This window comes from Hymenobacter sp. HD11105, assembly GCF_054051685.1.
Map to the genome: position 1 here is coordinate 542,046 of NZ_JBSWBR010000004.1, position 20,739 is coordinate 562,784.

Sequence of the window (20,739 nt, forward strand, 5' to 3'; positions counted from 1 at the left end):
CATGAAAAAGTTCAAAGAACTAACGGAAGACCGCGCCAAAAAGCTTGGCGAAGCCCGCGCCCTGACTGATGCCGCCGAAACCGAGAAGCGGGAGCTGACGGAGGCGGAAGAGCAGCGCTTCGACGCCTTGACCAAAGAAGTAAAAGAGCTGGACGTGAAAATCGCCCGCGCCAAAGAAATCGAAGACGTGCGCGCCATCAACGCCGGCTCTTCGTCGGAGGCCGTTCGTCACGGTGGTTCTACCCAGGATCAGCGCGATCTAAACAGCTACTCGTTTTTGCGCGCCATCAACTCTAAATTGAATGACCGTCCCCTGGACGGCATCGAGGGCGAGATGCACCAAGAAGCCGAGCGCCAGTACCGCGCCGCGGGCTTGAACATTCAGGGCAACTTGCTCATTCCTCAGTCCGTGCTCGCCGGTGCCGGCTTAGGCCAGCGCGCGATGACCGCTACCGGTCAGACCACCGTCGCTGGTGATCAGGGCGGCATGGCCATCGCCACCAACATCGGCTCCTTTATTGAGCGCCTGCGCGCTCGCCTCGTGATGGGCCAGATGGGCGCAACCATGCTCGACGGCCTGGTGGGTAACGTGGACTTCCCCAAGTTCATCCCGAACGACAACGCCGCTGAAAAGGGTGAAAACGAAGATTCCAACGAATCCAGCCCAACGATCGGGAAGGTGAGCTTGTCACCCCGCCGCTTGCCCGTGTTCACGGAAGTATCGCGCCAGCTGCTGGTGCAAACCTCTGCCTCGGTAGAAGCCATGCTGCGCGATGATCTGGCTTTCCAGATTGCCAGCGTGATGGATCTATCGGCCATCAGGGCTATCCTCAATGAGGCTGGCATCGGTTCAGTCGTGGGTGGCGCTAACGGTGCTGCTCCTACTTGGGAGAACATCGTAGCGCTGGAAACGGCCGTAGCCGCTGCCAACGCTGACTACGGCACGCTGGGCTACCTCACCAACCCCAAGGTGCGCGGTAAGCTCAAGACAACCCAGAAGTTTGAAGGCTCGAATGGCCAGCCCGTGTGGGAAGCCGGCGAAAGCCCACTGAACGGCTACCGCGCCGCCGTGAGCACCCAGGTGCCGAGCAACCTGACCAAGGGCACGGCCAACGCTGTGGCTTCGGCCTTGATCTACGGCAACTTCCGCGACCTGCTCATGGGTCAGTGGGGTGGTATCGAGTTCCTGGTGAACCCCTACGCCAAGGATAAGGCTGGCCTGATCCGCATCAACGCCTGGACTTTCTTCGACGAGGCCATCCGCAACGCCCAGTCGTTCGCGGCCATGAAAGACGCCTTGGTTGCTTAAGCAAACCCCATTAGGTGCTAAAAAGCCCCGGCTGCCACTCGTGCAGTCGGGGCCTTTTAGGTGCCAAACCATCCATTTCTCTTGTGTTTTATGGGAAAGTCAACTACCAAGCTTCAAACGGCTACTGCGCCGCCAGTAACGGAAAACGCTAGTGCTGCGCCGACGATTACGCCCACGGTGCCCCCCGCACCGGCGGACGAATTGACGAAGGTTAAATTCCTTCGCTCGCATCCGTCCTATGGTTATTTCCCCGGAGAGGAAGGCGAGCTGCCCGCGCGGTTTGCCGAGACCTTGATTGTGGGTGGTTTCGCTGAAAAAGCCTAAGCTGCGATGTACGCCCTGACCAAGCGCCTGACGCTGCCCGTGCTCCTGGCCCTGACCCTGGTAGAGGCGAAAGCCCACTGCCAGGTGGATGGCGACGAAGACAATGACTACCTGACGGCCCTGATTCGGGCGGCGGGCGAAGCGTTTGAGGCGGAAAGCAATCAGGCGCTCATGCAGGCCTCCTACATCAGCGTGTGGCCCGCTTTCGGTTCTCAACTCGATGGCCTGCGCCAGCCCGTGGGCGCCGTGAGCAAAGTGGCCTACACGCCCGCTGCCGGCACGCCAGCCGTGGAGCTGGAAGCCAGCGCCTACGCCCTGGGTGAGTTTCGGCCCGACGTGCTCTACGTGCACCAGCGGCCGCTACCCGCCTCGCAGCCCGGCTTTGCCGAGGCCGTGCGCGTGTACTACACGGCCGGCTACGCATCGGCTGAAGCAGTGCCCGAAATCGTGAAGCAGTGGCTCAAGTTCATGGTGCGCCACTGGTACGATTCGCGCCAGCCGGTGGAAACGGCCCTGCGCATGCAGTCGATTCCGCTGACGGCCACTTACCTGATGAACCTGATTCGCGAGCCCGTGCTATGACCTTAGGCCTGCTCGACCGGCGCTTTGACTTGCTGCGGCCCGTGCCTCAGCCCCCGGACAGCTTTGGGGCTACGGCCCCGCAGCTGACGCAGTATGCGCTGGTGGCCACGGTGTCGGGCGGGCTGCGCGCCGACACGAGCCAGGGCCAGCAGGAAGTATTCGAGGCTGAGCAGCGAGTGCAGCTGCAGCGCGAGCTAATGACCATCCGCTTTCGCCGCGACGTGCAGGCCTCCTGGCTGGTCATCTACCAGGGGCAGGTCTACCAGCTGCTCGCTGTCAATGAAATCGGCCGCAAGCAAGGCCTGCTGCTGCGGGCCGTGAGCCGGGGCCAGGTACCTGAATCCGCTTTGCCCCCCGTCAATGCTCCCTCGGGAGGCTTCGGCACTTACACGTTTGATTTCGCCCTCAGCTAATGGCTAAGAACAGTTTTCAGTTTAAGGGTTTCAAGGAGCTGGGGCAAGTGCTCGACGCGCTGCCCGGCCGCCTGGGGCCGCAAACCGTGCTGGGCATCCTCAAAAAAGGAGCAAAGCCCATGGTCGAGGAAGCCCGTCGGTTGGCCTCCAATGCCGACGTGACGGGTGATCTGACCCGCTCCATCGGGGCCATAAACGGCCGGGGCCGGGGCAAAGGCATGCAGGTCTACGTAGGCCCGCGCCGCGGTGGGGGCTTCAAGGGCTACCACGGCCATTTGCTCGAATACGGCACCGCGCCCCACCGCATCAAGCCCATTAACGGCAAGGCCCTAAGCTATGGCGGTAGTGCCTACGCCGGCGTCAACCATCCCGGTACGGCGGCCCAGCCCTTTATGCGGCCAGCTTTCGATGCCAAGAATGGGCAGACTGTGCAAATCATCAAAGACGAAGTAGCGGAAATCATCGCCACAGGCTTTAAAAACATCAAGTTCTAATGGAGCCGGGCCAACTCATTTTTAAGCTATTAAAAGAGAATGCCGCCGTGGCCGCCCTCGTGGCCCAGCGCATTCAGCCCCTGCGCCTGGCGCAAGGGCTGGCGCGCCCAGCTATCATTTACCAGCAGATTTCCTGCGTGCCCGGCCGCTGCGATGGCTACGATCGGCTGCGCTACCAGCTCACGCTCTATGCCTCCTCCTACGAGGTGCTTACCCAGTTGGCCCGCGCTGTGCGCCGGGCCCTGCACGGCTACGAAGAGGGCGAGATCTACATCGAGTTCGATCAGGAAATCGATGGCTTCGATAACCCGGCGGACCTCTACAGCCGCCACCACGATTACCTCCTTGATTTTCCCAACCCTCTTACTAGTTAACCATTATGGCAAAGACCAACATTAAAGGCAAAGACGTCGGCATATACTTAGAGAAAACTGCTGGCTCGGGCACCTACACACGTATTCGTTGCGCTGATGATGTGAGCGTAGACGTGAACACGGAAGAGATTGAGGTCTCGACCTGCGACGACTCGGACGAGGAAACCGGTGTGAGCTTCAAGCAATTCGAGCCCGGCGCCGTGGATTGGACTGGTGCTATCAATGGCGCCATGCGCCAGATCACGGGCGCGGATGCCGACGCTAACATTTCCAGCGAAAACCTGCTCGACATGCAGCTGGGTGGCCGCAAGCTGCTCCTGCGCTTCACGCTGGGCACAGTGGAAGGCAGTGCCCGCTACAGCGGCAGAATCTTTTTCACCAAAAATGGCCTGTCGGGCACCACCAAGGAGATTGGCAAGTTCGCCACCACCTTTCGTGGAGACGGTCCGCTCACTAAATCTTTAGTTCCTGCTGGCTAAGCTCCTGATTCCCTACCTGGTGCGCTGGGTAGGGAATTCAGCTTGCCTCCTTTAGCACCTTCTATCCCTTTTTATGAAAGCTTCCAAGTCTACTCCTGCTCCTGAAGTAAATACCCGCCGCGGTGTGATCACTGTTGAAATTGGTGGCGAAATGCGCACGTTTAAGTTTGGCATGAATACGCTGAGCGCCTATGCTCGTTTGCATAAGGATTTGCCCGGCGACTTTAGCGAGCAGCTTTCCCAAGATCTTATTGGCGCCTTACGTGACATGGCCTATTGCGGCCTACAGGTGCGCAAAAACGAGAACAATCTGCCCGAAGATTTCTCCCCAGAAATGCTGGGAGACTGGATTGACGAGATGTACCAGGGCGACTGGGACTTGGTGCAGAGCACGATGCTGGGGGCAATGGCACTGGGAAACCCGAACCGGGCGACGTTGAGCAAAGCGGCGCAGTAGCCGAGCCCAAAGCGCCCTCCACCTGGGAGGAAATTGAAGACTTTGCCTTTGGCGAGCTGCAACTGCTGCCCGATGTATTTGATGAGCTGACGCCCGCCGCTTATTACCGCATGGTGCGCGGCTACTTCCGCCGGCTCGAAGATCAGGAGGAGCCTATCCGCAAGCTGGCCAGCTTGATTGCCAACATCAACCGCGCGCCCGATCACCCAGGCTATGAGCCCGAAGAGATTTGGCCGATGCGCAAGGATCCGCCCTTTGTGCCGCCCGTTCCGCTTACGCCCGAAGAGCAGGCGGAGCAGGAAGCGCGCATGGATGCAATGGACGCAGATCTACTTTAACTCTATACCCTTACTCCTGTGGCCAATATTTTAGCCAGCGTCTCCGTCGTAGTTGGTGCTGAGATAACAGAATTCAAAGCAAAAATGGCCGCTGCCAAGCGGGAGCTGCGCGGCGTAGTGCAGGCAGGCGAGGCCATGAAGGACGTTGGCAAGACAATGACTGTGGCCATCTCGGCACCCCTAGCGGCGCTGGCGGTATCGGCAGGGGTCGTAGGAGGCAACTTTGAGGCAGCCTTCAACCGGGTAGAGGCGGCCACCCAGGCCTCGGGCAAGGAACTGGCGGAGCTGAAAAAGAAAGCCGAGAATATTGCCTTGGACCCCAAGCTCAAATTTTCGGCTACTGAGGCGGCTGCCGCTATTGAAAACCTGTCGAAGAATGGCGCCTCGACCGCCGACATTCTCAATGGGGCGGCCGACGCAAGCGTGAATTTGGCGACGGCGACGGGGAGCACGCTGGCCACGTCGGCCGATATTGCTACCGATGTACTCCAGAACTTCAACCGAACAGCCGCTGAGCTGCCGGGTCTGGTAAACAGCATCACCGGAACTACCCTGGCCAGTAAGCTTACTATCGATGCGTATAAGGATGCCTTGGGGCAGGCGGGAGGCGTTGCCGGGCAGCTAGGCGTCCAGTTTGAGGATTTCAATACGGCGCTGGCTATCACCGCCTCTGGCTTTAGCTCCGGCTCAGATGCTGGCACCAGCTTTAAGACGTTCATCCAGCGGTTGGTACCTCAGAGCAAAGAGGCTGCCGCCGCCATGGAGAAATTAGGGCTCAAGTTTTTTGATGCCCAGGGCAAGATGAAGCCGCTACGTGAAATCGCCGGCGAGTTGCAAAAGGCTTTTAAAGGCCTTAGCGATCAGCAGCGCACGCAGTTAGGAACCCAAATTTTTGGGGCCGACTCCATCCGCACGGCGCTGCTCTTAGCTAAAGATGGTGCCGAGGGCTTCGATAAGATGGCTGCCAGCATTGACAAAGTAAATGCGGCGGCCCAGGGTGGTATTCTCAACAAAGGATTTGTAGGAGCTAAGGAAGCACTTAAAAGTGCCTTCGAAGGCTTTCAGATCGCGTTGTCCAAGAGTGGCATTTTGGAACTGGGCACCAAGATCGCCAAAATGGGGGCTGAGATACTCAGCTCGCTGGCGCAGTTAGACCCTGGTATTCTGCGAGCTGGGGTTGCGTTCGGCGCCCTGGTCGCGGCCGTAGGTCCGGTACTAGTGGCGGTGGGCTCGCTAGGTGTCGCACTGCCGGCATTGACTGCCGGCTTTAGTTTGCTGGCGGGGCCGGTTGGTATCGCCGTGGCCGCGTTTGGCGTCCTAGCCTTATCAGTGGCCGCTGTTGCTGCCTCCAGCAGGGAAACAGCCGGCTCTTTTAAAGAGCAGCAGACTGCATTTCAGGCGCTGGAAAAAGGCATCAACCCCTTGCTCACGCGCTACGATGAGCTGAAAGCTAAAACCAGCCTGACCAAGAAAGAGCAGGAGGAGTTGCGCAGCATCGTGCAGAAAGTAGGCGAGCAGATCCCCACTGCCATCACCCAGTTCGATGCCTACGGCAAGGCCATGGATATCAGCTCGGATGCTGCTCGTCGCTTTGTTGAGCAGCAGCGGGCTATTCTAGCGATCAAAAACAAAAAGGACCTCAAAGAGCAGCGGGAGGAGTATGCGCGCCTAACTGGTGAAATAAATGGCGCTCAGAATGCGCTGAAGAATTTCCAGAACGGCAAGTTGGTCAAGCCTTTCTTCGACGAGTCGGGCGGCGGCTTTGTGCCCCTCACGGCGGAAGAAATCACGAACCTGCAAGCCAAGCTGGAGGAGTTGCGATTCCAGCGCAAAGGCGTCGGCGGATTGATTGATGAACTCAAGGGCATTGCGCCCGTCGTGGAAAAGACGAAAAAGGAGGTCGATGAGTTAAATAAAACCCTTGTCAAAACAGGAGGTACCGGCGCCAGCGATGAAATGACCAAGGCCCTCGACAAAATTCGGGACGGCCTTAAACAGATCGATAATGAAGTAAAGGCGGGTGTCAATTTTGATCCTATAAAGGATCAGATAAAGATTTTGAGTGGGGGAATCCCTGACTTGCTGGCTGCGGGTTTTGCCCCGAATAGCAAAGTAGTCAGTGCCTTTGTTAACCAGCTCAACGGGCTAGAAACGGAGTATGAAAAGTTTGCGGCGCGCATTGCGGCCAAGCAGGCAGAAGATGGGGATATCGGCAAGGTTCGCCTAGATAACCCGCTCAAGCTGGATACCACACTGCCAAAGGCGCTGACAGTCGATACCTCCTATGCCGAGAAGGCGAAAGAAGCCGCGGCCGCATACCAGGCTGCCATCGCCTCGCTTCAGCCCGCGCAGCTCGCCGCCATTCAGTCGCAGATAGAATTTAACACCGGCATGGAAGGCTTGCTGGAGCAGATGAATTCCGCCGTAGCCCCTTTGTTGGCAGACGTTGGGTTACAGTTTGCGACGGCCTTTGGCGATATCATTACCGGCGTTTCCTCCGCTGGCGATGCCTTCAAAGGGCTATTCAGCAGCATCCTGCAATCTATCGCTGGCTTTATGGGCACCTTTGGTAAGCAGCTCATTGCTATTGGTATCGGTAAGCTGGGCTTGGATAAGCTCTTTGCTTCCGGTCCTGCGGGTGGCCCAGCCGCTATTGCGGCGGGTATTGGTCTGGTGGCGCTGGCCGGCGTGGCCAGCTCCGTTGCTAAAAGCAGCGCCGCTAACCTAGGAAAAATCACCGGCGGCGGTAGTCTTGCTCCTCCCGCACCGCGCACGCTTGCTCCAGCTGCTGCGCGGCCCACCGCGCTAGCCCCTCAGGGGCAGGCGGCGATGGAAAAAACCCTTCGCATGGTACTCGATATTAGCCCGGCCCAGTTCCGCGCAATGGTCGCTTATAGCACAGACCGGTTTGGTCGGGTGGTAGGGCCTTAGCGCTTTTCGTAACGTATGCCTTGTGCGCTAGGGTAGCTTTTCGCTACAGTCTCTCCTTCGCGAAACACTAATTTATTGGGACACTTCTCGCACCCTGTATATTGCCCGGTTCCAGTAGAGGTGCCTGCGCCTAACATCGTTACTGTGTACTGACTACGTATAGCTATTCCTCCTTGCGTCGCTGTAGCCATAACGGTTACAACAGGCATAGCATTGCCGGGCAGCGACCTGGGTTTAGAAGTCAAAGCAATTATCTCTGAATTGCTTGGTTCTATAACGTAATCATGTTCTGCAAAAGCAACAGTTAGCTTTTTCAAGGCTATATGGGCGCTATCCGAGGTTTGAATAACAATCACATTTGCCCCCTTGAACGGGGCCGTTTGGTTTGTTTGCGCCAACGAGGCAAAGCTGCATAATAGGGCGAATAGTAGGGCTAGTAGTTTCATCGTTTATCAACAGATTTGATAACACGACTAAACTCTTCGTTGGCTTGCTTCATATTTTCCAGTAGCATTTCTAGTCCCTTTGCTTCGATATCAGCAAGGGGAGTATTCGTCTGCTCAGAAAGTATAACAGAGGTGGTCGCTATTAGGAGGTCAATTTGGGCTTGCTGCTTAATTACAGCTTGACTTAATGCATACAGCAAAGCCTGAGTGCTGGCTACAGGCAGTTCCACCGCAAACGTAGCGGCTGGCTTTTCGCCAGAAGAGAGAGGAATAGTTTTCATAGCCTCCAAGATAATACCCTTTTGTTTGCTCTACCAAAACCCACTGTTCACCCCCTGCGAGGGCAACCCTGCCCGGTAGCTTTGGTGGACGATGGCGTTGATACTCTTAAAACGGACCGTGCGCGTGAAACCCACTCCCTCGGGAGCGGATTACAGCGTCACGTCCTGGGTGCACAACACCGAAACCTACAGCGACGAGGTAAAAACCACGGCGGAGCTGGAGAACCCCGGCCCCTACGTGGGCTCCACTACGCAGCGCGAAGGCTTTTACTGCCGCCACACCACCCGCATCGATGTCTTCCACGCCGATGCGCTGGATGGCACTTCCCGCCTGGTCTCCACCCAGAATGATCTGGAGGCGTGCCCGATTCCTCCGCTGCCGCCCATTGAGCCGGGTCCACCCACCGGGGCCGGCGGGCTGGACAATGACCCGAACGCACCAGCCAATGCCGTGCTGCTCAAGCGCCAGTGCAAGCCCGCTTTCGGGGGCGGCTTCACTTACACCGACAAGTACTACGACCCGGCGACCCGCACCATCGTCTCGCTCAATTCAGCTACTGGCTACGTAGCCGACACCTGCACGGTCTACACTAAGCCCAGCGACGAGGTAGTGGACCGCTACTGCCTAGAGCCGGGCGTAGCCCCCTTTACCGAGCGCCGCGTTTTCTTTGATGGGCTCAACGACTTATTCACACAGGATGTGGATAATGTGCTCAGCTGCCAGCGCCCGGCCTGCACGCTCACCGTCACGGCCATCGTCACCCCGGCCGGCCTCTCGGGCCTGGGCAGCGCCACGCTCGTGCCCTTGGGAGCCCAGGGCGAAGTGCGCTTCCAGCGCGTGGGCCAGCCCGCGGATCAGGGCGTCAATCCCGTGTTTGTGGATTTGCCCGTCGGCACCTACGATCTGCGCGTATTCGAAACGCGCCCCGATGGCTGCTCGGCCACCGTGCGCGTCACCATTACGGCCCAGTACGGGGTGCGCTACCGCCTGTGCTTTCGCGATCAGCAGCAGCGCCGGGTAACACTATTGCTGCGCGAGCGCGGCTACCTAGGGCCCGAGGAGAAAATCATTGGCCAGGCTGATGCCGTTACGGTGGACTGGCCCGGTGGAGCGCTGGATCACGTGCACACCACCCTGCTGCGGGGCAGTGAGTGCGAGCTGCGCCTGCTGCTCACTTACACCGGGCAGATGCTCGACACCTTCTCGGGCGATGAGCGCCTCTACCAAGTGGAGCTGCTGCTGGATAACAACTTATTCTGGCGCGGCTATTTGCTGCCCGAGCAGTACACGGTAGCCCATTTGGCCCCGCCCGTCACCTTCGTGCTGCGCGCCACCGACGGGCTGGGCGCCTTGGAGGGCGTGCCCTTCGCGGGGCCTGAGGGCCGGCCCCTGCGCGGGCAGTGGAGTTTGCTGCAAGTCCTGCAACACTGCCTGGCCCGCCTGGATCTGAATTTTCCCCTGCACGTGCTCAGCACCCTGCTGCCCCGGGGCGGGCTCGCTAGCCAGTGCCCACTGGCGCAAGCCTTTGTCGACGTGGCCCAGTACGCGGATGAGAAGGGCAAGCCCTTTTCCTGCGGCAAGGTGGTGCAGGAAATACTCGGGGTTCAGCAAATGCGCCTCCTGCAGCAGGACGGGGCCTGGTGGCTCGAGCGCCTGGCTGATCTGAGCCCCGAAGCGCTCACCTACTGGGTGTTTGCGCCCGATGGCACTCAGCTCGCGCCCCTGACCCGCACGCTCTTGCGCACCGTTACCCAGCCTACGGTGCTGGAAAACCGGCTGGCCTGGCGCCGCGCGGCCCAAACCAAAAGCATTCGCGGGGCCATCAAGTCCGTGCTGGTCAAGGCTGAGCCGGGCGAGCTGGTCAATCTGCTGGCTGACTACGCCCTGGATGCCGCACAGGTCGATGCCGCCGGCCGCCCCCAGGGCTGGAGCGGGGCGGCCCCGGTGCAGGTGCTGCCCGCCCAAAAACGAAACGAATCCGGCACGCTGCTCTTGCGCGGGGCCGCGCCCGGCGCGACGCCCGAGGCGGCAGACTTTATTCAAACCCCGGCCTCGCTGCCCGTGCCCACGGGTGGCAGCTTTCTGTATCCTTTGCAGGTGCGCTTCACCGCCACGCTGCGCAGCCTGCAACCCTTGCCGGCCGATACGCCCCAGAATTTACTGCCGCGCCTGCTCGTAGGCCTGCGCCACGGGCAGCAGTGGCTGGGCATGGGCGCCACGCCCGGCATCGGGGCCCAGCGCCTGGTGGCCTACACCTTTGACAAACTGGATCAGGCCGTCACGGTGGAGCTGGGCGGCTACGGCCGTACTACCCAGGAAGCGGAAGCCGTGGTGCTGCGCTTTTTACAGGTCACAGCCCCGGCGGGCCGCGCGGCCTACGACGTGGAGATCAGTAACCTGGAGTTGCGTTGGGGCACGCTGGGCTACGAGGAGGAGTACGTGGATGAAACCTACGAGCAGAGTGAGCTGCTGGTGACGCGCCACGATGAGAGCCAGGTGCTCTTTCATACCGACACGCCCCAGGTGCGCCTGCGCGGCAGCTTGCTCGACGCCCGCGGCTTTCCTACCGAAGAGTGGTTTCTGCTCAGTGCGCCCGCCGTGCTGGCACCCCTGCACGCTTTTCTGGTGCGCGACCGATTCTCCTGGCAGTCGGGTCCGGCCCAGGTGCTCAGCGGTCCGCTCCAGGGCGAGCTGCGTCCGGGCGATCTGCTCACCGATCCCATGGAGCTGCGGCCCGCCGTGTACCTGCTGCCCACCGCCACTTACAACGTCAAGACGGCCGAGTGGACCATTACCGCCGTGCAGCTGCGCACGCTGCTGCCCCTGGGCGTGAGCGAGGCCGTGCCTGTGGGCGCATTCTATACCGAAGATGATTTTGTGCTCGTGGCCGAAGGCCGCGCCAGTACCCAAGCCCCTTACCTGCTGAGCGAAGATGCTGCCTCCTAAGAAAAAATTATCCGGCCTGCGCACCTTCCAGGAGGTGCAGCCCACGGACCTGCTCACGGGCCTGCGCCCCACCGAAGCGGACCCGGCCCTGCGTAACGGCAACTGGACCATCGCGGAGTTGGTGGCTTACTTTCTGGGCTTTGTGCCCAGTGGGGACGGCAATGGGGGTAGCTACAGCGATGCGCAGGCCCGCAACGCGGTCAAGGAACTCCTGGGCCTACAGTACGGGGGCAAGCTGGTGACGGGCGTGAGCACGCCCGTGAAGCTGGGCTGGTTCTATACCTCTGAGCAACGGCTGGCGGCTCCCAAGGCCAACTTCAATGCCGTGGCCGCGGCGGTGCAGGGCGCCAACTGGGATATCCTGCTTGATACGGTCAGCCCCCAGCAGCTCAGCGACGGGCTCAGCGGCAAAGTAGACAAGGTTACGGGCAAGGGCTTAAGCACGAATGACTTCACCACAGACCTGCTCAACAAGCTGGCCGGCATCGTCTTCGGCACCACGGCCGGCACCTTTGTGGAGGGCAACGACCCGCGCCTGAGCGCAGGTAATGGCGGGGCGGCGCTCTCGCCGGTCAACCGCATCGCCCGCAACCTCACCACGGGCGCCTATACGCTCACCGCCCACAACACGCTGAAAGGAGCCATTTCGGCGGATAACTCGGCGCAGGTTTCCTACGTGCTGTTTTCGCGGGAGGAGACCCTGACCAACGAGTCGCTGACCATCCTGGCCAATAACCGCATCCTGGGCAACGGGGCGCGGATTATTATGACCGGGGGCATCAGCGCCCTGTATTTTAATACGTCGTATGTGCAGGATACCACGTTCCAGATGCCCAGCAGTTCGGGCGAAAACGTGTACTTCAATGGCAACGTTACGCTCTACAACTCCCGGATAACGGGCACCCCGTGGCTGCGCTTCAACAGCGGGAACACGCTGATTCTGGATGGGCCCCAAGCCTCCATCAATGCCTTTGTCATCATCGGCACCGGCACCGTTATTTTGCGCAATGGTGCCTCGCTGACGTGGAGCAACAGCAAGGCGGCGGGCGTCGTGGTGCAGGATGAGAACAACGCAGCCATCATCCCCGATGGTAGCATCCCCGAGGCCAAGCTGGATCAAGCCCTGCGCGATAAGATCAACGCGGGCGGTAGTGGCACACCGGCCGACAATTCCATCACCGACGCCAAGCTGGCCCCCGCCGTCAAGATTGGCGACAAAACCAGCTACGGCGGGGCCTACTTCAGCACCGTCTGGGCGGCCTTGTCGGAGCTGTGGGATCGCGGCAGCGCGCTGCTGGCTAAGTTCAACGATTACGAAACCAAGGTTCAGGCCGAGGCCAAGTACGCCCTGAAAGGGGAAGGCGGCGGAGCGGCCGCCAGCCAGGTGTACGAGGCGTTCCGCAGCGCCCAGTATCCCGACCGGCCCGACCGGCTGCCCGTGATCGGGCCTTTCAGCTTGGAGGAGGCACCGTTTGAGCTGGATAACGTGGATCAGAGCAACGGCCAAACGGGCGTCGGCTACGAAGTGTGGCAGGGCAGTACCCAATGGTTGCCGCGCTCGCCCCATTGGCAGGCGGTCAACAAGGCCATCTTTGACCGCAGCGCCGCCGAGAGAGCTAACGCCTATACTATCCGCTTCTACGTGGCGGCGCTGGACGCCAGCAGCCCCGCCTCCTGCCAGCTCAGGTACCGGGCGGTGCTGACCGACAGCGTGGTTCCCCCACCCATAACGCCCCCTGCGCCCACCAGCCTGGATGCTCCGACGGGCCTGTATGTGGTGCCCGTTCCGGGGAATCAGCAAGACGCCATCCTGCACTGGAATGAGGTGGCGGGCCGCTCTTATTTCCGAGTATTTATCAATAACACGGAGCCAGCCAACCAGAAGGGCGGCAACATCAACGCGCTCAACAGCGAGGGCCACGGCTTCTACGGGGCCACGGTGGGCCAAACGTATCCGCTCATTGTCATCGCCTACACGGCGGCCGGTATCGCCAGCCCGCCGGCTTCCATTAATCACACGTTCTAAGCGATGACTAGCAGCCGCAGCTCCATGCTTGCTCCCTCGCGGCCCTGGTTTTCGGGGCCGGCGGTGGTGGGCGGGCCGAATGGCCGCTACCTCAACGGGGGGCGGCACGTGGGCGGCGTGTACGAGCCGCCGGACCCGAACCAGATTGACTGGGTGACGCTGGCCAGCCCTATCCAGTTTAATAATCTGGTAGCTGATGGCAAGCTCGACACCATCGGGCAGAATATTCAGTACCTGGGCGATACGGCCGTGATTGACTCGGCCTTTGCGCTCACGGCCAACCAAGGGCAACTCTTCAACGCCCAGTGGAATAACTTTCGGGTGCGCGACCACGTGGCCTGGGGCCCCGCCGGCAACTGCCGGGCGACCATGGAGCGCAACAATGTGTTCTTCCTCAAGCCCACGGCGGGCAATAACGCCCCGGGCCGCATCTTTGACCGCGACGACGTATCGCAGGCGCGCTTCAACAGCAACTACGCCACCGGCGGCGGCGGCTTCAAGGTAGGGGCCGCCAACAACGGCTACTACGAGTGTAACCGGAACCAGTTTCTGGACATCGACGGGCGGCGGGCCGAGCCCTCGACCCAGAAGCCTTCTCAGTGGCAGTACTTCCAGATTGTCGGGGAAAACCGCACCAACCTGACCGGCCGCACGAGCTGGAATGAGGTGAGGAATACCCCGGAGGGTTCGCGCATGGAGGATGGGCTGAACCTCTACTACGGTGATTACCTCTGGTTTTTCTGCGAGCACAACCTGATTGACGGCACTTACTTCAACGTGCCCAACCGCGAAACCCTGGACACCCGGCCCAACACGCCGGGCCAAAACGACTACGACTCCTATGCCGGGGGTGGGCTGCTGAGCGAGGGAGCGCGCGGCCCGCTCAAATTCCGCTACAATACGCTGCTGCGCTGCGCCAACTACTCCATTGGCATGGTCAACTCCTACTCCTACCAGGGGCAGGAAGCGCCGGAAATGAGCTACAATACCATTGTGAACGGGGGCGTGCACCGGGAAGGGCTGTATGCCGGAGAGGTGCAGCTGCACGCCAACGTGGGCATTCAGTGCTATGCCAACGCCGACCGCATCCCCGTGTGGAACCCTGCCTGGAACAAGCCCCTGGTCGCGCACAATAAGATTGCGGCCGTCTCTTTCCACCAGACCAACCGCATCGGTAACCCCGATGATAAGGTATGGCGCCGGCCCTTCGTCTTGCCCTCGCGCAATGACCTATACACGCCCGGTGAGTTCTGCAACCAGGACCGCTTTACCAATCAGATCCTGTGCAACGACGGCACCTTTAAAATTCTGGACTTCGCGGAGACCAACAATATCCCTCGCGATATGCTGCCGACCCTGGCCATGGAGGAAGCAGCCAAGCAGCAACACTTCACTAAGAAAGCGGAGGCCGGCATCCTCACTGGCCCTGCCTCTGCTATCTCCGGTGGCAGCAACGCCGCCCCCACCTCCAGTACCAGCGCCGGTTTCGGCTCCTACTCCTCTGAATTTCCCCTTAACTAATTACGTCCATGCCCACCAAGAGAATTCTTACTACCAAAGTCGCGGCCCGGCCGGGCGTGGCCTACGAGCAGCTCAACGACAACGAGAAGTTTCGGCTAGCCGACTACGTCGAGTTTAAAACGGCGATCAACGACAATGAAGCTGAACTAGTTGCCACTACCACCACGGCCAGCAACGCGGCCGCTGCTGCGGCCAACGCCCTCTCCGTCGCCAACAGTAAGGCCAGCCCAGCGGACATTACCGCGGCCATCAACGGCCTCAAAGACGGGGCGCCCGCGGCCTACGATACGTTCCTGGAACTCGCTGCCGCCGCTGAAAGTGATAAGACCGGCATTGCGGCGTTGCTCGCTACCCAGCAGCAGCACACAACGGCCCTGGCCCCGGCGGCGCAAGACGCGGCCTTTCTGGCCCGCCTGCAATCCCTGCCTGGCTACGCGACCGGCAAGGTGTTGTCGGCTACGGCCGATGGCTTTACCTGGATAGCCCTGACGACCAGCACCGGCGAAACCTACTTCGTGACCTGGATCGGGGATTCCATTGTGATGAGCAACTTCGCGCAGAGTGCCCCCAATCAGTTAGATGCTCTGCTGCCCAACACGTTTACGGTGATTGACAAGGGCATCAGCGCCAACACCCTGCAACAGATTCAGGGACGGATACAGGCGGACGTGTACACGCCCACCGACGCTTTTGTCGCCGCCAACCCCGGCGCGGTTAAAGTGCTGCTCTTAGAGGGCGCTATCAACAACTTCCACGTAGCAGGCACCGACCAGACCGCTCTGAACGCGGCCCTGGCCACCGTAAAAACGATTACTGCTGATATTGTCACCGATGCCGTCAGCAAGGGCTATAAGGTCTTACTTTCTACGCTGACGCCCAGCGACTACCAGAACAGCGCCTCATTCACAAGTCAGCGGGCAGACTTCAACAATTGGCTACGTACCACCTACGGGACCCCGACCGCTAATACCCGCCTGAATGATCTGGCCATCGTGCCCGAGCTGGCGTATCCGGCTACCTGGACCACGGACGGCATCCACCCCACCCAGACCGGCTCGGCTATCCTGGCCGCCGAAACCAAAGGTCATTTGTTGGCGCTCTTAGGATTGGCTTCTGCCCCGGTTCCGTATGCCCTGCCGCCCACCAACGTGACGGTGAATGACACGACCAATATGCTGGGCTGGACGGACGCGGGAGGATTGACCTTCAGCGCGGCCGAAGTAAGCTTAAACAACGGCACGAGCTGGAACCCTGCCTCGGCCAACCCCCACCCGGTGGGCAACGTCGCCATCGCTATCGGTGGGGCGCAGGTGCGCTACGCGGCGCTGGCGAATGTGCGCCAGGCGTCGGCCGTTGCCAAGAGCCTCGCCGCCTTCACAGGCGCCAGCACCGTGTCGGGCACGGAAGTCTTGCCGGCCGGCGCCTCCGATTGGACTAATACCTATTGGAGTAAGGCCAACCTGAAGGCGGGTATTCCTTCCATATTTGACACGGACGGCACTTCCTACGTGGATATGCTCAGCCCGAGCACCAACTCCACCGCCGACCACCAGATTTTCCCGGCCAACGCGGTCGCCGTCACGGCCGGGGCCAGTTTGACCTTGCATTTGAGCGGCAAACCTTCAGCGAACGGCTACCCTTGGTTGGCGTACGAAATCTATACCTCCGACTTCGGCACCCTCATCGCCGGGGGGCGGGTCAACTTCGCCACGGGCGCCGTGGCCGGGCAGACGGGCAACACGACCACCTTCGCCGCTGAGTCCGACGGCTGGCAGCGGGCGAGCCTGGCCTTCCTGAACCCAGCCGGCAACAGCGCCCTGCGGATGTTCCTCAAGATTCTGAATCAGGCCGGCACGCCGGGCACGGCCTACGCGGAGGCCGACAACACCAAGGGCCTGTACCTGTCCCGCATCAGCCTGCGCACGGCTTAACCCCTTCTCTCCGTCTGAATGCCCCCGAGTACCGAACCCCAGCCTAGCACTAGGCTGGGGTTTTTTGTGCTAGGTGGTTCTGCTCTACCCAAAATTGCACTTTTCCTTTCCCTCAGCGGGAGGCTCCCGTAGTTTCGCTGCCACTATACTACGCTAACTACGATGGCTTTATGACTACCGAATGGCTTCTATTTATTCTCGGTCTCATCGCCTCGGTCATCATTGGCATCATTACCTCGCTGCTCAAGCGCAGCCTTGACGGCATTGACAAGAAAATGGACTCCACCTGCGCGGCCGTGGAGTTGATGAAACTGGAAATGGCCGGCTACTCGGAACTAACCAAGTATCTGAAGTCAGACGTGGAGCACCTGAAGCGGGAAAACAAAACGCTGTTTTCGTCCCACGCGGCCATCGATAAGCATATCGCCGTGCAGGAAGCCCTGAAGGCCGTACCCCGCACCCCTCTTAATTAAGCGAGTATGCTGCTGCTCTGGCTCCTACGTCTGCTGGTACCCCACTTCGATGCCTTGGTCAACAATCCTGTGACCAAGGAGCCGAGCAGCAAAAACCTGTTCGCGCTGCTGGGCTACTACGTGGCCATTGTCCTGGTGAGCTGGGAGAAGGCCAACGCCATTGTGCAGGGCAAGCAAACGGACAATACCCCCATTCTGCTGCTGCTGCTGACGGGCCTGGGACTAACCTCCGCCAAGATCACCCAGCTCTACCTCAACCGCAAAACCAAGGATGAGGACGGCGCGCTTGCCCAGCCCATGCCCCCCGAAGACAAGGCTAAGCTTATGCCCCAGGTCGGTCCGCTTTCTGGCTATAACGACGGACCCAACAGCACCACTGGTACCACCGCTCCCTCTATTGAATAAGCACGCGTATGGCTATTTCCTTACCCAAAAAATACCAGTGGCTCGTAGCCGAGCCCGCCCCTAGGTTGCTGCTGGAGGTCCTCAAGCTCGTGGGCACAAAGGAAATAGTAGGGGGCCAAAATAGCCCAGCTATTATGTCGTGGCTAAAAGAGCTGCGCTTCGACTGGATAAAGAATGACGAGACGCCCTGGTGCGGCACGGCTCTGGCCATCGCCGCCGTGCGGGCCGGTGTAGCGGAGCGCCACCCTGAAATGCCGCGGGCGTTCTGGTGGCTTACCTGGGGAGTGCCCGTGGTAGTGCCGATGCTCGGAGACGTGCTCGTGTTCGACTTTAGCCACGTCGGCATTTATGTGGGCGAAGATGCCACGCATTACCACACGGCCGGAGGCAACCAGAACAACCGCCACGGTATCGACCGATTTCCCAAAGCCAGCCTGAAAGGCGCGCGGCGCACTCCCTGGAAGATCGCCCAGCCCGCGACAGTGCGCCGGATCCTGCTCTCGCCTGAGGGCGTGCTAAGCGAGGTGGCCACGCGCTAGCGATTCCTTGTATCCTTTTTTCCTCTGACCGATGAAAGCACTTCTCCTCTTCTTTACCCTGCTGCTCTTCAGCTGCGCTGTGAGCAAGCCCCTGGTTAGCGCCAGCGGTGCACCGCCATCCGCGCCCACGTATTACCCTGCGCCCGATACCGGTACCGTGGCCGAGCCAGTAGAGCGCGTGCGTCGACCCCAGTGGCTGAGCCCGTTTGGTGCAAAGCCTATTACTAAAACCACGAAACCCGCTGCGGATTCTACCCGCAAAAAAGGCGTGCTTTCTTTTTTGAAGGGCAAAAAGTCTGGAAACAAAACCGACAATTCGAAGTGCAAAAATTGCACGGTTGTCAATAACTACGGCACGGGGAATACCACCGCCGTAGTCGGCGATAAATCAGCGCCGGCAGCAGTGGGTGAAAATGCTCAGGCCACGGACAATACCAAGGCCGGGCAACGGGGCGGCGCAGCGGCACCCGGGGCAGGCAGCTCAGCCACGGCCACGGCCAAGAGAGGTGCGGGCCCCTTTATCCTGTATGCGATTATCGCTGCCATCATCTTCTCGCTGGGCGTCTGGGTGGGTGTCAACTTCTCTACTAAGTTAAGTTGGCTCAAGCGTCCGGCCCAGATTGCGGGCATGGGTGTGGCCTTTGCCTTGCTGCTGCTCAGCGCCCCGGCCAAAGCCCAGGGGCCCATTCAACTGAGCAAGCCCATCTTCCACTATAGCTACAAGCAAGCCCGGTTTACCCAGAACTATCTCAACTACCGCCGCCGGCAGTACCAGCGCCAGGAGAACCGGGAGCTGGCCGAGTTGCGGCGCAAGCACCGGGAACAGCAGCGCTACTTCAACAAGCATCACAGACGGAAGGGGTGATTTATTCTAGTGATGTATTATTATGTATAAAAAAGCCCCGGCATTGTCAGGGCTTTTTGCTTAGCGCGTTACGTCATCGATGTACACCCAGGGTGCTTCTACGGTCGGCCGCTCGAAGATCAGCTCCCGGCTGAGCAGGGGCGTATCGAGCATGCTCTCATCAACGTTCTCCCGCCATTTATCTTGCAGGGCCCGGCTGTCCGAGACGGGTACTTCGGCACGCAGGCCAGAAAACGTAGCGGGGTACCGACGCAGGGTTTGCGTGGCGTGTTCTATCTCTTCGGGTGTAGCCATGGGCCTAAGATACGGCAGTAGTAGTTGAGGTGTTCCGCTTACCTAGGGGCATAGACCAGCTGCTTGCCAACCCGCATATCCCATAGCTCATCGGCGTAGTAGCAATCCCAGTGGTTGTCATCGAGCTGGTAGACGTAGGCAAAGGCGCCGGTGTGGAGCTTCACTTTGCCCCGCCAGATGACTTTGTACCAGCGCTTAGCATTCTCCGGGAAACGCACCGCTGAGCCTAGTTCGAAGTCGTACTCGTTAGGGTACACAGTAAGTTAGCTGTCAGTCAGAATGTAACGTATATTTGCTTACGCTGATTGGAGGTAGACTGGAGTAGGTACCAGCGGGGCTTTACGCTCAGTACGTAGGTTCGAATCCTATCCTTAGATCGGCCTTCAAACCTCTGCCCTTTACCAGGCAGAGGTTTTTTTATTATTTTATTAACCAGGGATACCGCGATCCAATAGTGTTTTACGAGCCAAGCCCTTAAAGAAATAGTAGAGGGCCCCGCTTTGGTATTCTAAGTCTGCATCCGTCATGGCTACGACCGATGACCAAGGCACATCGGTATTCGTTGGAGGCCATATTTTTACCATACTAGGGATATCAAATCCTGAGATAATTCTTTTGTTGTTCACGTCAGTAGCACTCAGGGCAATGAAAGCAAAACCATTGACACAAAAGGTAGAGGACTGGATATTGCAATTGATGACATTGTTTTCGTCCGCCACTTTTTGAACTATCCCCCCTAATTCAGACCCCGTTGTTTCGATTGCTTCCATCCTGAACCCATAATGCAGGTAGCGCCAACCCCAACTAGACGCTTCTGCAAACTGGTGTTTTCCAATCCAGATGACCCAATCAGAGGGTGGACGTTTGTGGTCTAGGAAATACTGTCGTTCCCTAAACGGAATAGCGTGTGTCGGAATATCCGTGAACTCAGCGACAATCGTCATTAGCCCAATCCATGAGGCGAGCATTAGTTGTTGCTCACCCGACAATACTAGAGGCTCATCCATCATTAAAGCGACAATGAGGTCTTTGTTTTGCTCCTCCATTCGGCTCATCCAGCCATTGTTGCAGGGTTGACATACCATCCGCAATTTGGTAGAGCCTATATTCCCCTGTCGGAGTTTAGCCCTAGTAGGATGAACGACTTCAAAGGAGGACCCAACGCTCGAAACTGAGCCTAATTTGGTTAAGGACTGAGTGTGTTGTGGATGCTTTGGCACGACCTTGCTCATCCATTTCGGCCAGATATGTTGCTTGGTTAAGCCTGGTTCTTGGCAAAAAATGCATTTGCCTTGTGGCTTCTGCGGCGG

General features: G+C 59.4%; 23 protein-coding genes. 18 read left to right on the top strand and 5 right to left on the bottom strand.

Translation table 11 applies throughout. From position 1 onward, the window contains the following. Position 1: 1 nt before the first annotated feature. The 10 genes from ACW9KT_RS15560 (at position 2) to ACW9KT_RS15605 (ending at position 7,701) form a co-directional block, all read left to right on the top strand. Positions 2-1,309, top strand: coding sequence for a phage major capsid protein (locus tag ACW9KT_RS15560; RefSeq protein ID WP_457081997.1), 1,308 nt, complete (start codon positions 2-4; stop codon positions 1,307-1,309). A gap of 90 nt (positions 1,310-1,399) precedes the next feature. After that, a complete protein-coding gene (locus tag ACW9KT_RS15565; RefSeq protein WP_457081999.1) occupies positions 1,400-1,633 on the top strand; it encodes a hypothetical protein in 234 nt (77 codons plus the stop codon). A gap of 6 nt (positions 1,634-1,639) precedes the next feature. After that, entirely contained in the window at positions 1,640-2,215 is a 576-nt protein-coding gene (locus ACW9KT_RS15570; protein ID WP_457082001.1) for a head-tail connector protein, read from the top strand. Next, positions 2,212-2,628: a head-tail adaptor protein gene (locus ACW9KT_RS15575; protein ID WP_457082003.1), complete on the top strand. Its 417-nt coding sequence runs from the start codon at positions 2,212-2,214 to the stop codon at positions 2,626-2,628. The genes ACW9KT_RS15570 and ACW9KT_RS15575 overlap by 4 nt, the downstream gene beginning before the upstream one ends. Continuing rightward, the gene (locus ACW9KT_RS15580; protein ID WP_457082005.1) at positions 2,628-3,122 is read left to right on the top strand and encodes an HK97-gp10 family putative phage morphogenesis protein; all 495 of its coding nucleotides are present in this window, start codon (positions 2,628-2,630) and stop codon (positions 3,120-3,122) included. The genes ACW9KT_RS15575 and ACW9KT_RS15580 overlap by 1 nt, the downstream gene beginning before the upstream one ends. Beyond that, on the top strand, positions 3,122-3,496 hold the full coding sequence (gp17, locus tag ACW9KT_RS15585; protein WP_457082007.1) for a tail completion protein gp17: 375 nt from the start codon (positions 3,122-3,124) through the stop codon (positions 3,494-3,496). The genes ACW9KT_RS15580 and gp17 overlap by 1 nt, the downstream gene beginning before the upstream one ends. 5 nt (positions 3,497-3,501) lie before the next feature. Further along, on the top strand, positions 3,502-3,975 hold the full coding sequence (locus ACW9KT_RS15590) for a hypothetical protein (RefSeq protein ID WP_457082009.1): 474 nt from the start codon (positions 3,502-3,504) through the stop codon (positions 3,973-3,975). 73 nt (positions 3,976-4,048) lie between these two features. Continuing rightward, positions 4,049-4,432, top strand: coding sequence for a hypothetical protein (locus ACW9KT_RS15595; protein WP_457082011.1), 384 nt, complete (start codon positions 4,049-4,051; stop codon positions 4,430-4,432). Between the two features lie 113 nt (positions 4,433-4,545). Continuing rightward, a complete protein-coding gene (locus tag ACW9KT_RS15600) occupies positions 4,546-4,770 on the top strand; it encodes a hypothetical protein (RefSeq protein WP_457082012.1) in 225 nt (74 codons plus the stop codon). An 18-nt stretch (positions 4,771-4,788) separates the two neighbouring features. Further along, on the top strand, positions 4,789-7,701 hold the full coding sequence (locus ACW9KT_RS15605; protein ID WP_457082014.1) for a phage tail tape measure protein: 2,913 nt from the start codon (positions 4,789-4,791) through the stop codon (positions 7,699-7,701). Here ACW9KT_RS15605 and ACW9KT_RS15610 read toward each other — a convergent pair. Together ACW9KT_RS15610 and ACW9KT_RS15615 are read right to left on the bottom strand one after the other, a co-directional pair. Then, the gene (locus ACW9KT_RS15610; protein WP_457082016.1) at positions 7,698-8,147 is read right to left on the bottom strand and encodes a hypothetical protein; all 450 of its coding nucleotides are present in this window, start codon (positions 8,145-8,147) and stop codon (positions 7,698-7,700) included. The genes ACW9KT_RS15605 and ACW9KT_RS15610 overlap by 4 nt on opposite strands. Continuing rightward, a complete protein-coding gene (locus ACW9KT_RS15615; protein ID WP_457082017.1) occupies positions 8,144-8,428 on the bottom strand; it encodes a hypothetical protein in 285 nt (94 codons plus the stop codon). Before ACW9KT_RS15615 ends, ACW9KT_RS15610 begins: the two co-directional genes overlap by 4 nt. Before the next feature lie 124 nt (positions 8,429-8,552). Between ACW9KT_RS15615 and ACW9KT_RS15620 the strand changes: the two genes are divergently transcribed. The 8 genes from ACW9KT_RS15620 to ACW9KT_RS15655 all read left to right on the top strand — a co-directional run bounded on the left by ACW9KT_RS15620 (position 8,553) and on the right by ACW9KT_RS15655 (position 19,135). Further along, positions 8,553-11,375, top strand: a complete 2,823-nt coding sequence (locus tag ACW9KT_RS15620; protein ID WP_457082019.1) for a hypothetical protein — start codon at positions 8,553-8,555, stop codon at positions 11,373-11,375. Beyond that, the gene (locus ACW9KT_RS15625) at positions 11,362-13,401 is read left to right on the top strand and encodes a hypothetical protein (RefSeq protein ID WP_457082021.1); all 2,040 of its coding nucleotides are present in this window, start codon (positions 11,362-11,364) and stop codon (positions 13,399-13,401) included. The genes ACW9KT_RS15620 and ACW9KT_RS15625 overlap by 14 nt, the downstream gene beginning before the upstream one ends. A 24-nt stretch (positions 13,402-13,425) precedes the next feature. After that, a complete protein-coding gene (locus ACW9KT_RS15630) occupies positions 13,426-14,922 on the top strand; it encodes a hypothetical protein (protein WP_457082023.1) in 1,497 nt (498 codons plus the stop codon). 8 nt (positions 14,923-14,930) lie between these two features. Continuing rightward, on the top strand, positions 14,931-16,853 hold the full coding sequence (locus tag ACW9KT_RS15635; protein WP_457082024.1) for an SGNH/GDSL hydrolase family protein: 1,923 nt from the start codon (positions 14,931-14,933) through the stop codon (positions 16,851-16,853). A 170-nt stretch (positions 16,854-17,023) separates the two neighbouring features. Further along, positions 17,024-17,326, top strand: a complete 303-nt coding sequence (locus tag ACW9KT_RS15640; RefSeq protein ID WP_457082026.1) for a hypothetical protein — start codon at positions 17,024-17,026, stop codon at positions 17,324-17,326. 6 nt (positions 17,327-17,332) lie between these two features. After that, entirely contained in the window at positions 17,333-17,731 is a 399-nt protein-coding gene (locus ACW9KT_RS15645; protein WP_457082028.1) for a hypothetical protein, read from the top strand. A gap of 8 nt (positions 17,732-17,739) precedes the next feature. Next, positions 17,740-18,270, top strand: coding sequence for a hypothetical protein (locus ACW9KT_RS15650; RefSeq protein ID WP_457082030.1), 531 nt, complete (start codon positions 17,740-17,742; stop codon positions 18,268-18,270). Positions 18,271-18,301: 31 nt separating this feature from the next. Further along, positions 18,302-19,135 (top strand): hypothetical protein, encoded by an 834-nt coding sequence (locus ACW9KT_RS15655; protein ID WP_457082032.1) that lies wholly within the window; start codon positions 18,302-18,304, stop codon positions 19,133-19,135. A gap of 60 nt (positions 19,136-19,195) precedes the next feature. Here ACW9KT_RS15655 and ACW9KT_RS15660 read toward each other — a convergent pair whose 3' ends face one another. From ACW9KT_RS15660 to ACW9KT_RS15670, 3 genes are all read right to left on the bottom strand, one after another. Beyond that, positions 19,196-19,429, bottom strand: coding sequence for a hypothetical protein (locus ACW9KT_RS15660; protein WP_457082034.1), 234 nt, complete (start codon positions 19,427-19,429; stop codon positions 19,196-19,198). A 38-nt stretch (positions 19,430-19,467) separates the two neighbouring features. Beyond that, entirely contained in the window at positions 19,468-19,686 is a 219-nt protein-coding gene (locus tag ACW9KT_RS15665) for a hypothetical protein (protein ID WP_457082036.1), read from the bottom strand. A gap of 171 nt (positions 19,687-19,857) precedes the next feature. Next, positions 19,858-20,475 carry a hypothetical protein gene (locus tag ACW9KT_RS15670; protein WP_457082037.1) on the bottom strand — a complete coding sequence of 206 codons (618 nt, stop codon included), beginning with the start codon at positions 20,473-20,475 and terminating at the stop codon, positions 19,858-19,860. Between the last annotated feature and the right edge of the window lie 264 nt (positions 20,476-20,739).

Bases quoted from the DNA above. Each gene is read 5' to 3' on its own strand.
- ACW9KT_RS15560 (WP_457081997.1), top strand. From the start codon at position 2: ATGAAAAAGTTCAAAGAACTAACGGAAGACCGCGCCAAAAAGCTTGGC.
- ACW9KT_RS15565 (WP_457081999.1), top strand. From the start codon at position 1,400: ATGGGAAAGTCAACTACCAAGCTTCAAACGGCTACTGCGCCGCCAGTA.
- ACW9KT_RS15570 (WP_457082001.1), top strand. From the start codon at position 1,640: ATGTACGCCCTGACCAAGCGCCTGACGCTGCCCGTGCTCCTGGCCCTG.
- ACW9KT_RS15575 (WP_457082003.1), top strand. From the start codon at position 2,212: ATGACCTTAGGCCTGCTCGACCGGCGCTTTGACTTGCTGCGGCCCGTG.
- ACW9KT_RS15580 (WP_457082005.1), top strand. From the start codon at position 2,628: ATGGCTAAGAACAGTTTTCAGTTTAAGGGTTTCAAGGAGCTGGGGCAA.
- gp17 (WP_457082007.1), top strand. From the start codon at position 3,122: ATGGAGCCGGGCCAACTCATTTTTAAGCTATTAAAAGAGAATGCCGCC.
- ACW9KT_RS15590 (WP_457082009.1), top strand. From the start codon at position 3,502: ATGGCAAAGACCAACATTAAAGGCAAAGACGTCGGCATATACTTAGAG.
- ACW9KT_RS15595 (WP_457082011.1), top strand. From the start codon at position 4,049: ATGAAAGCTTCCAAGTCTACTCCTGCTCCTGAAGTAAATACCCGCCGC.
- ACW9KT_RS15610 (WP_457082016.1), bottom strand. From the start codon at position 8,147: ATGAAACTACTAGCCCTACTATTCGCCCTATTATGCAGCTTTGCCTCG.
- ACW9KT_RS15615 (WP_457082017.1), bottom strand. From the start codon at position 8,428: ATGAAAACTATTCCTCTCTCTTCTGGCGAAAAGCCAGCCGCTACGTTT.
- ACW9KT_RS15625 (WP_457082021.1), top strand. From the start codon at position 11,362: ATGCTGCCTCCTAAGAAAAAATTATCCGGCCTGCGCACCTTCCAGGAG.
- ACW9KT_RS15630 (WP_457082023.1), top strand. From the start codon at position 13,426: ATGCTTGCTCCCTCGCGGCCCTGGTTTTCGGGGCCGGCGGTGGTGGGC.
- ACW9KT_RS15635 (WP_457082024.1), top strand. From the start codon at position 14,931: ATGCCCACCAAGAGAATTCTTACTACCAAAGTCGCGGCCCGGCCGGGC.
- ACW9KT_RS15640 (WP_457082026.1), top strand. From the start codon at position 17,024: ATGACTACCGAATGGCTTCTATTTATTCTCGGTCTCATCGCCTCGGTC.
- ACW9KT_RS15645 (WP_457082028.1), top strand. From the start codon at position 17,333: ATGCTGCTGCTCTGGCTCCTACGTCTGCTGGTACCCCACTTCGATGCC.
- ACW9KT_RS15650 (WP_457082030.1), top strand. From the start codon at position 17,740: ATGGCTATTTCCTTACCCAAAAAATACCAGTGGCTCGTAGCCGAGCCC.
- ACW9KT_RS15655 (WP_457082032.1), top strand. From the start codon at position 18,302: ATGAAAGCACTTCTCCTCTTCTTTACCCTGCTGCTCTTCAGCTGCGCT.
- ACW9KT_RS15660 (WP_457082034.1), bottom strand. From the start codon at position 19,429: ATGGCTACACCCGAAGAGATAGAACACGCCACGCAAACCCTGCGTCGG.
- ACW9KT_RS15670 (WP_457082037.1), bottom strand. From the start codon at position 20,475: ATGGAGGAGCAAAACAAAGACCTCATTGTCGCTTTAATGATGGATGAG.